Genomic DNA, 6,956 nt, shown 5'->3' with positions numbered 1-6,956 from the left:
AAATAAAAGAATTGCCGCCCAAAAAAGCCCTAAGCTGTCAGCCCCCCAAAAGAAAGTTCGTTAAAAAATCACGGGTCCAGCCGCGCTTGTTCAGCTACTCAGCAGGTCCCACAATTTTTTATATGTCTTCGCCCGTAGGGCAAATCCATCAGCCTATTTTTTTTACAAGTGGTCTCAAAATTAAAAAGACAAACCCGCTAGGGTTTCTCAGCGAGAGACCCTAGCACTAGGGGTCTCCACTTGATTAATGATGAAACCACTAGTGAGAATTCCTTCTGCTATCAGACGTAAAAACTCAAAAAAATATTTCAAAGTGAACGCTCCTTATGCTTATGTAAAAGCATAAGGAGACACTTTCCATGGCCCACAAATATTTTCTCTACACCCGAAAGTCCACCGACACCGAGGAAAAACAAGTTCGCTCCATTGAATCCCAATCGATTGAAGCGCGCCTTTTTGCCGAACGCGAGAAACTTCATATCGTCCATGAATTCACCGAATCCATGACCGCTAAAGTTCCTGGTCGTCCTATTTTTAATGAAATGCTCACCCGCATCGAACAGGGGGAAGCCGATGGCATCCTCTGCTGGCATCCTGATAGGCTAGCGCGTAATTCACTGGATGGCGGGCGAGTTATTTATCTTATTGATACCGGGCATCTTAAAGCTCTCAAGTTTCCCACATTCTGGTTTGAAGCTACGCCTCAAGGTAAATTCATGCTGAGCATCGCGTTTGGGCAATCTAAATATTATGTTGATAATCTCGCCGAGAATATCAAACGAGGTCAGCGTCAAAAGCTTAGGCGCGGCGAGTGGCCCTTCGGGCCTCCACTGGGCTATGTAGCCGGTGGCCGTAATTCCTATCCCAAAGTAGACCCTATTAAAGGACCACTCATTACAAAACTTTTTGAAGCTTACGCTACCGGTAACCATACTTTGTATGACCTTCACCATTTAGCCTTCAAATGGGGCCTATCCAGTCGCTCGGGTAAAAAATTATGTTTGGGTATGATTTACAGTATTTTGCAGAACTCTTTTTATTATGGGCTCATTCGCTTCAAGGAAGAATGTTCTCAGGGTATCCATACCCCGCTGGTGTCCAAATCTCTTTTTGAGCTGGTTCAGGCGGTCATCAATAAAAAGGGCAAAAACTATAAACATAAAAAGTATATTTTCCCCTTCCTTGAGCTGGCCACCTGCGCCTCCTGTGGGGGTGCTATTACGGCGGAAATTCAAAAAGGTCATCATTATTACCGTTGCACCAAAAAGAAAGGGCCATGTTCGGAGCGTTATATTCGGGAAGAAGTTTTAGCCGCTCAAATCCAGCAGGCCATTCAGGACGTGGCCTTACCGGGCGGCTACTATGAGTTTATAAAATCCGAAATGAATAATGAAAAAGAGTCTTCACAACAATTTATAGCCGCCCGGAAAGGCAAACTTATGGCCGAACGAAAGGAAGTTCAGTCTAAGCTTGAGCGTCTTTTGGATGCCCACCTGGAGCGTATTATTGATCAAACCGAGTTCATGGCCAAAAAGGAAACTTTGTTGCAGGTTAAAATAGGTTTAGATGAGGAGTTAACGCGGTTAAGTACGCAAGGGCCATTAAGTTGGCTCGAACCTTGCGGCGTCTTCGTAGAAGCCGCACAGAATGCGGGTCAGCTGGCGGAAGGGGGCGATTTTAAATCGCAGAAGGAATTCTTAAAAAAAATCGGCTCGAACTTTCTTTTGGGTGGCAGACAGCTTACTTTTGAATACAAAAGGCCGTGGTCTTTTTTGGGCGGCAATTCTTTTATTTTCAAGAGTTTGGGGCCTCTTTCCGACAATTATTTTTCGCAACCAGAAGCGGCGCAAGCCGCGAATTTTTTTGAAAAACGTGGACCAATTACTAAAAAGTGCGCCCGACAGGACTCGAACCTGTTACCCCAAGCTTAGAAGGCTTGTGCTCTATCCAGATGAGCTACGGGCGCCTGTTACTGAAACGGTTATCATAGATAACCGCTTCTGTTACAGGCGCCCGTCCTTGAACAAAGTTCAAGGACGGGTGCATATAACAGATTGAGTAACAGCCCCATAACCTTCCATCGTGGGGCGGGCGCATATATAAACAATCCCCTCCTTATCTACAGCAAAACCAAGCCAGCCGCAACCATTAACAAACCTGTGAATTTTATGATTAATTTAAAAAATTACGGCAAAACAGGAGCGTCAGCCGGAGGAACTTTCTTCTGCACTAAATTTTCCAAATTATAAGTTTTAAGCTTATCGGCCGTTTGCGGCGATACGCGTATAAACTTACCCGGAAATTTGGAAATTTTAAGAACATGCGCGTTTTCGGGCTGTATTGGAGAAATTGTAAAATCAATCACATCACCACTTGTTAACGTTACCTTCCAGCTTACATAAGGATTATCCCAGGCATACGAAGGCTTATCGGTATTAGCCAACAAATCTTCCATATTCACATGCAGTAAACTTTTTACAAAACTATCTAATACTAACTGATTCACTTCTTCATCATCCGCCAAATTGGGAATAGTAAAAACATCACCCTCTTTTTTTACAGTAATATCTTTGTACTGAATTTGCGCCACATCTTGCGCATTCACACTAAATGTTTCCCAATCAATCCAATCTTTAGGATTCACCGAGGTCTCACTTAATTCAAATTCAATGGGATAAGTTGTGCTATCGCCATCCACACGAGCATAACGTTTTTTTATTCCAGGAGAATCACCCAAAATAAGTTTTACGTCGTTTTTACCGTCGTTTAAAGTAATAACCCGTTCGGCCTTATCAAGCGATGTTTTAAGGCCATCCGCCGCTTCTAGCGTACTGGCTGCAGGCCACGTTTGAGTTACACTCGTTAGCTTATTTAAAAACTCTTCCATACGCACGTTAGAAACAGGCGCATCAAAATCTTTAGGCATACTCCAGCCCAAAGCCCCCTTCACTACTTCTAAATAACCTCCGCCGTGCGACAAAATAGAAACTTTAACAATGCTCTCCGGTTTAAAGCTGAGTAGTTTTTTACCCGAAGTATACTCGCCCATATTGGGCGTAAAAAAATATACCAGGGCAATAAGCCCCAATTGCAGAAAAACCACACCACTTAATATTTTAATCCATTTATTCATCTAAAATTTATAAACACTAAACACATGGGCGCGCTTTTTAGCCCATAAGTGATACCCCACATAAATTAAACCAATACCCAACAAAGCCAGCATGTAATTACCATACTCAATGAGCATTTTTTTGGTTTCCGATAACGGAATCATGGTGGTAGAAAATTGCCCACCTTTATTAATACCCAGCAACGCTTCATCTTCGGTAGCCCAATTAAGTGTGTTATCGGCCAACTGCAAATTATTCATAAATTCATTATTGCCTCCGGCACGGGCCAATTGAAGCGACTGATCACTTAAAAATTCATTGGAAGAATACACAATAAGGCGTGCCGATTTGGGCGAATGATCAATTTTACTAAAAATCTTTTTCTGCTTCTTGTCAGACGAGTCCGACACTTCAGACTGGTCCGACTCCAAAGGAATTGCTTTATCTTTAAAATAAGATTCAAACTCCCCTTCTACCACAGCACCTAATAATTGTTTCTCCGTTTTCTCGGCTTTGTCAAAACCGTAGGTAGGATACAGCTCAAAATTGGGTTCCATGCCTGTATCGTCTGACGTCCAGGAATCATCCGAGCTGTAAAATAAATTGGTGATTTTACGTTCTTTATTTTTATCGGCATCAATATTAAGCGGCGAGGCCCAATAAAAAGTAAGTTGCGGCATCCCCGATAAAATACCACTTTTTTCATTCATGGCATTTTGTCGAATATCCACCGAATATGGATAATTAACCATTTGAATTTCTCGCACGGTAAACCCGCTTACCTGGCGGTTAATTGCTACCGGGAACGATGCATTTTGGGCATCCAGCACCAAAGTTTCGGGAATAGTAATACCATAAGAAGCCAGCCACCCTGTTAAACCCGAATCTATCTTAGACGCCGTAATGCCAAATTGTTGTTCTTGTGTAATAGTATAGGGTGATGTGGCTAAAATTACCGAACCACCGCGCATTAAAAACTGATCGATGGCAAATAGTTCACGTTCTGATAAATCGGTAGGTGACACAACCAAGAGCACATCTACCGTTTCATCCACATAGCCCTTTTTTAAATCAACGACATTTACCGTAAAATTTTGATTGAGCAGCTGATCCAGCATTTGAAACTTGCCGGGTACAAAGGGCATATTAGGATTAGTGGGTGTTGGTGCTGGAGGTTCAACGAGTCCAACAGTTTTTAAAAAGCCGGGGGAAAAACGTTTAAAGGCTGCGTCAAAACTATTTTTTAACTCCTCCTGCTTTAATCCTTCGGGCAACTGGATAGATACCACGGTGTTGCCGTCGGTAATAATCATATAAAAATAAAAAGTATTTTGGTCGGCCAAGCTTAAGGCCATGGGCTTAAAGCCGTATTTTTCGTCAATTTCTTTGGCGAGAGAAGGATTAGCCGAGGGGTCTTGATATTCTACCGTTAATTTATCGCCCGCCATTTTTTGATAATCGGCCACTATGGTGTTAACAGTATCTTTAAAAGCGGCCAGCTCTTGGGGCATATTTTTTTCAGTTACATACCCTATAAAATGAAGTGGCGTTTTAAGCCGGCTAAACATCATGCCCGTGTTATTAAAACCATACATCACTTTTTTAATATTGCGGGTGATATCATATTCCAAATTTTTAAGCCGCACGTCTAAGTCGGCCTGACCTTTTTGTTTTACCTCTATTAATTCGTCAAAATTAAGCACTTCAAACTGATCGCCGTATTGAATAAGAATGTTAAAATACGAATTTACCAGCTCGGCCTGATATCTATCCGAAAAACGGAACGGCACCGGACGAATGCCATATTTTTGATTAGCTTCGGCCTCCAGCTCTTCATTATTACGAGGATCTATAAATTCGGCCCGCACTTTTCCGCCTCCGGCCACTTGGTATTCTTCTAGCGTATCTCTAATTTGTGGCACTAAAGGAGCTAATAACGGATGTGATTTGGCACTAAAATAACCACGAATTAATAACGGCTCGCGCAATTGTTTAAGAATATTTTTAGTGGAAGAAGACAAGGTATATACATTGTGAGACGTAAGATCAACACGAGCACTCTTAACTCCATACAACCATACATGGGCCAGTAACAAATTAAGACCTAATAAAATAAAAATAGTTTTTACTGTACGATGCTTTTGTTTTTCACCCGACCACTTAAATTTTTCGAGAGAAAAAACAGTAAAGCATAAAAAGAAAACGGTGATACTGATGTAATAATACAAATCGCGGATATCAATAACCCCACGTTGGATAGATTCAAAACGTGACCCCGAACCCAGTAGTTTAAAAAACTCATAAAGGCCATGGCCAAAAAAACCGCCAATAAGAGACGACCCCACCAAATAAAATAGTCCGCAAACCATTACCGTAAGAATAAGACTGATAATCTGACTTTCGTTTTTAGAACTAATATAAAGACCAATAGCAATATAACTGGATGCAAGCAAAAGAGTAGCCAAATAGGAACCCAGAACAGGACCCCAATCGAACAAACCTAAAAAACTAACGGTAAGCGGCAGTCCCAGGGTAGCCAGCAAAGCAAGACACACTAAAACCAGACAGGCTAAAAATTTTCCCACCACTAAATCACTGATGGGAACAGGAAGCGTAAATAAAAATTCAATGGTTCCCATGCGGCGTTCTTCGCTCCACAAACGCATGGTGAGGGCCGAAACAAGAAAGATGAGCAAAATGGGCATCCAATCAAACAAGGGACGCACATCGGCAATATTGCGCACAAAAAAACCTTCCACCCAAAAAAACACAAAATACAATACAAACAAAAACACGCCTAAAAAAATGTAGGCCATGGGCGATGAAAAAAAGCTCTGCAGCTCTTTTTTAGCCATAGCTAAAATATTTTGCTTTTTAAGGCTCAAGCCGCACCTCCCGAAAGAGCCATCATTTCCGAAAAAACTGTTTCCAAGTTTTTTACTTCGCGCTTTAATTCAAAAAGTTTCCATTCTTTATCATATACTAAACTTGCCACATCGCTGGCCGCATCCATCATATTATCGCGCGTTTTAAGGCGATACGTGTAATGAGCGCCCTCTTCCTTTACAAAACTCACGTCAATAATCCCACTGGCTTTTGCCAAAACCGCTTTGGCCACTTCTGGTTTTTGGTTGATGGTTACTAGCAATTGAGACGCACCGGTTAATTCCCATAACAGAGCGTCTTTAACCAGTTTACCTCTAAAAATCATGATCACACGGTCACAAATGGCTTCTACTTCCTGCAAGATGTGAGTGGATAATAAAATAGTGGAGTCTTTGGACAAATCTTTAATGAGCTTGCGCATTTCAAAAATTTGCGTGGGGTCAAGTCCGCTGGTGGGTTCGTCCAAAATTAAAATTTGCGGCTTATGCACAATGGCTTGGGCCACCCCCACGCGCTGTTTTAATCCTTTTGAAAGTGTAGAAATTTTTTCGTGAGCCTTTAAACCTAATGCCGTTTTACTAATAGCTTCTTCAATAGCTTTTTGGCGTAAATGCGGGCTCATGCCGCGCAATTCACACACCATGTATAAGTACTCCACCACCGTCATATCGGGATAGGTGGGAGAGTTTTCGGGCAAGTAGCCAATCTTTTTTTGGATGTCTAAACGAAAATTGTCAATATCAAGCCCGTCAATATCTACTGTTCCGTAGGTGGGCTCTAAAAACCCTGTCAGCATTTTAATAGTGGTTGTTTTTCCGGCACCATTGTGGCCAAGCAACCCCACAATTTGCCCTTTTGGAATTTCAAAAGAAATTTTGTCGGCAGCAACAAAATCTCCATAATGACGGGTGAGGTTTGAGGCCTTAATCATCGAGATGCGGAAGTATAATTTTTTGA

Annotated in this window: 4 protein-coding genes, 1 tRNA gene and 1 pseudogene; 2 read left to right on the top strand and 4 right to left on the bottom strand. The window is 41.9% G+C overall.

Annotated features, from left to right (window positions below; translation table 11 throughout):
- Positions 1-359: 359 nt before the first annotated feature.
- Both K1X76_03690 and K1X76_03685 read left to right on the top strand, forming a co-directional pair.
- Positions 360-815, top strand: a pseudogene (locus K1X76_03690) (recombinase family protein).
- A 204-nt stretch (positions 816-1,019) separates the two neighbouring features.
- Positions 1,020-1,931 carry a recombinase family protein gene (locus tag K1X76_03685; protein ID MBX7148162.1) on the top strand — a complete coding sequence of 304 codons (912 nt, stop codon included), beginning with the start codon at positions 1,020-1,022 and terminating at the stop codon, positions 1,929-1,931.
- Here the strand turns inward: K1X76_03685 and K1X76_03680 are convergent.
- The 4 genes from K1X76_03680 to K1X76_03665 all read right to left on the bottom strand — a co-directional run bounded on the left by K1X76_03680 (position 1,893) and on the right by K1X76_03665 (position 6,930).
- Positions 1,893-1,966: transfer RNA gene (locus K1X76_03680), tRNA-Arg, on the bottom strand. The genes K1X76_03685 and K1X76_03680 overlap by 39 nt on opposite strands.
- A 219-nt stretch (positions 1,967-2,185) precedes the next feature.
- The gene (locus tag K1X76_03675; protein ID MBX7148161.1) at positions 2,186-3,133 is read right to left on the bottom strand and encodes a DUF4340 domain-containing protein; all 948 of its coding nucleotides are present in this window, start codon (positions 3,131-3,133) and stop codon (positions 2,186-2,188) included.
- The gene (locus K1X76_03670) at positions 3,134-5,968 is read right to left on the bottom strand and encodes a Gldg family protein (GenBank protein MBX7148160.1); all 2,835 of its coding nucleotides are present in this window, start codon (positions 5,966-5,968) and stop codon (positions 3,134-3,136) included. It abuts the gene before it with no gap.
- A 26-nt stretch (positions 5,969-5,994) separates the two neighbouring features.
- Positions 5,995-6,930 (bottom strand): ABC transporter ATP-binding protein, encoded by a 936-nt coding sequence (locus K1X76_03665; GenBank protein MBX7148159.1) that lies wholly within the window; start codon positions 6,928-6,930, stop codon positions 5,995-5,997.
- Positions 6,931-6,956: the final 26 nt, after the last annotated feature.

The sequence above is a fragment of the bacterium genome, assembly GCA_019695305.1.
Taxonomy (GTDB): Bacteria; UBA10199; UBA10199; order UBA10199; family JAIBAG01; genus JAIBAG01.
Note: the sequence above shows the minus strand (reverse complement) of the source record. Positions and strands in the feature narration are given on the sequence as shown.

Coding starts and splice junctions, on each gene's coding strand:
- K1X76_03675 (MBX7148161.1), bottom strand. CDS start 3,133: ATGAATAAATGGATTAAAATATTAAGTGGTGTGGTTTTTCTGCAATTG.
- K1X76_03670 (MBX7148160.1), bottom strand. CDS start 5,968: ATGGCTAAAAAAGAGCTGCAGAGCTTTTTTTCATCGCCCATGGCCTAC.
- K1X76_03665 (MBX7148159.1), bottom strand. CDS start 6,930: ATGATTAAGGCCTCAAACCTCACCCGTCATTATGGAGATTTTGTTGCT.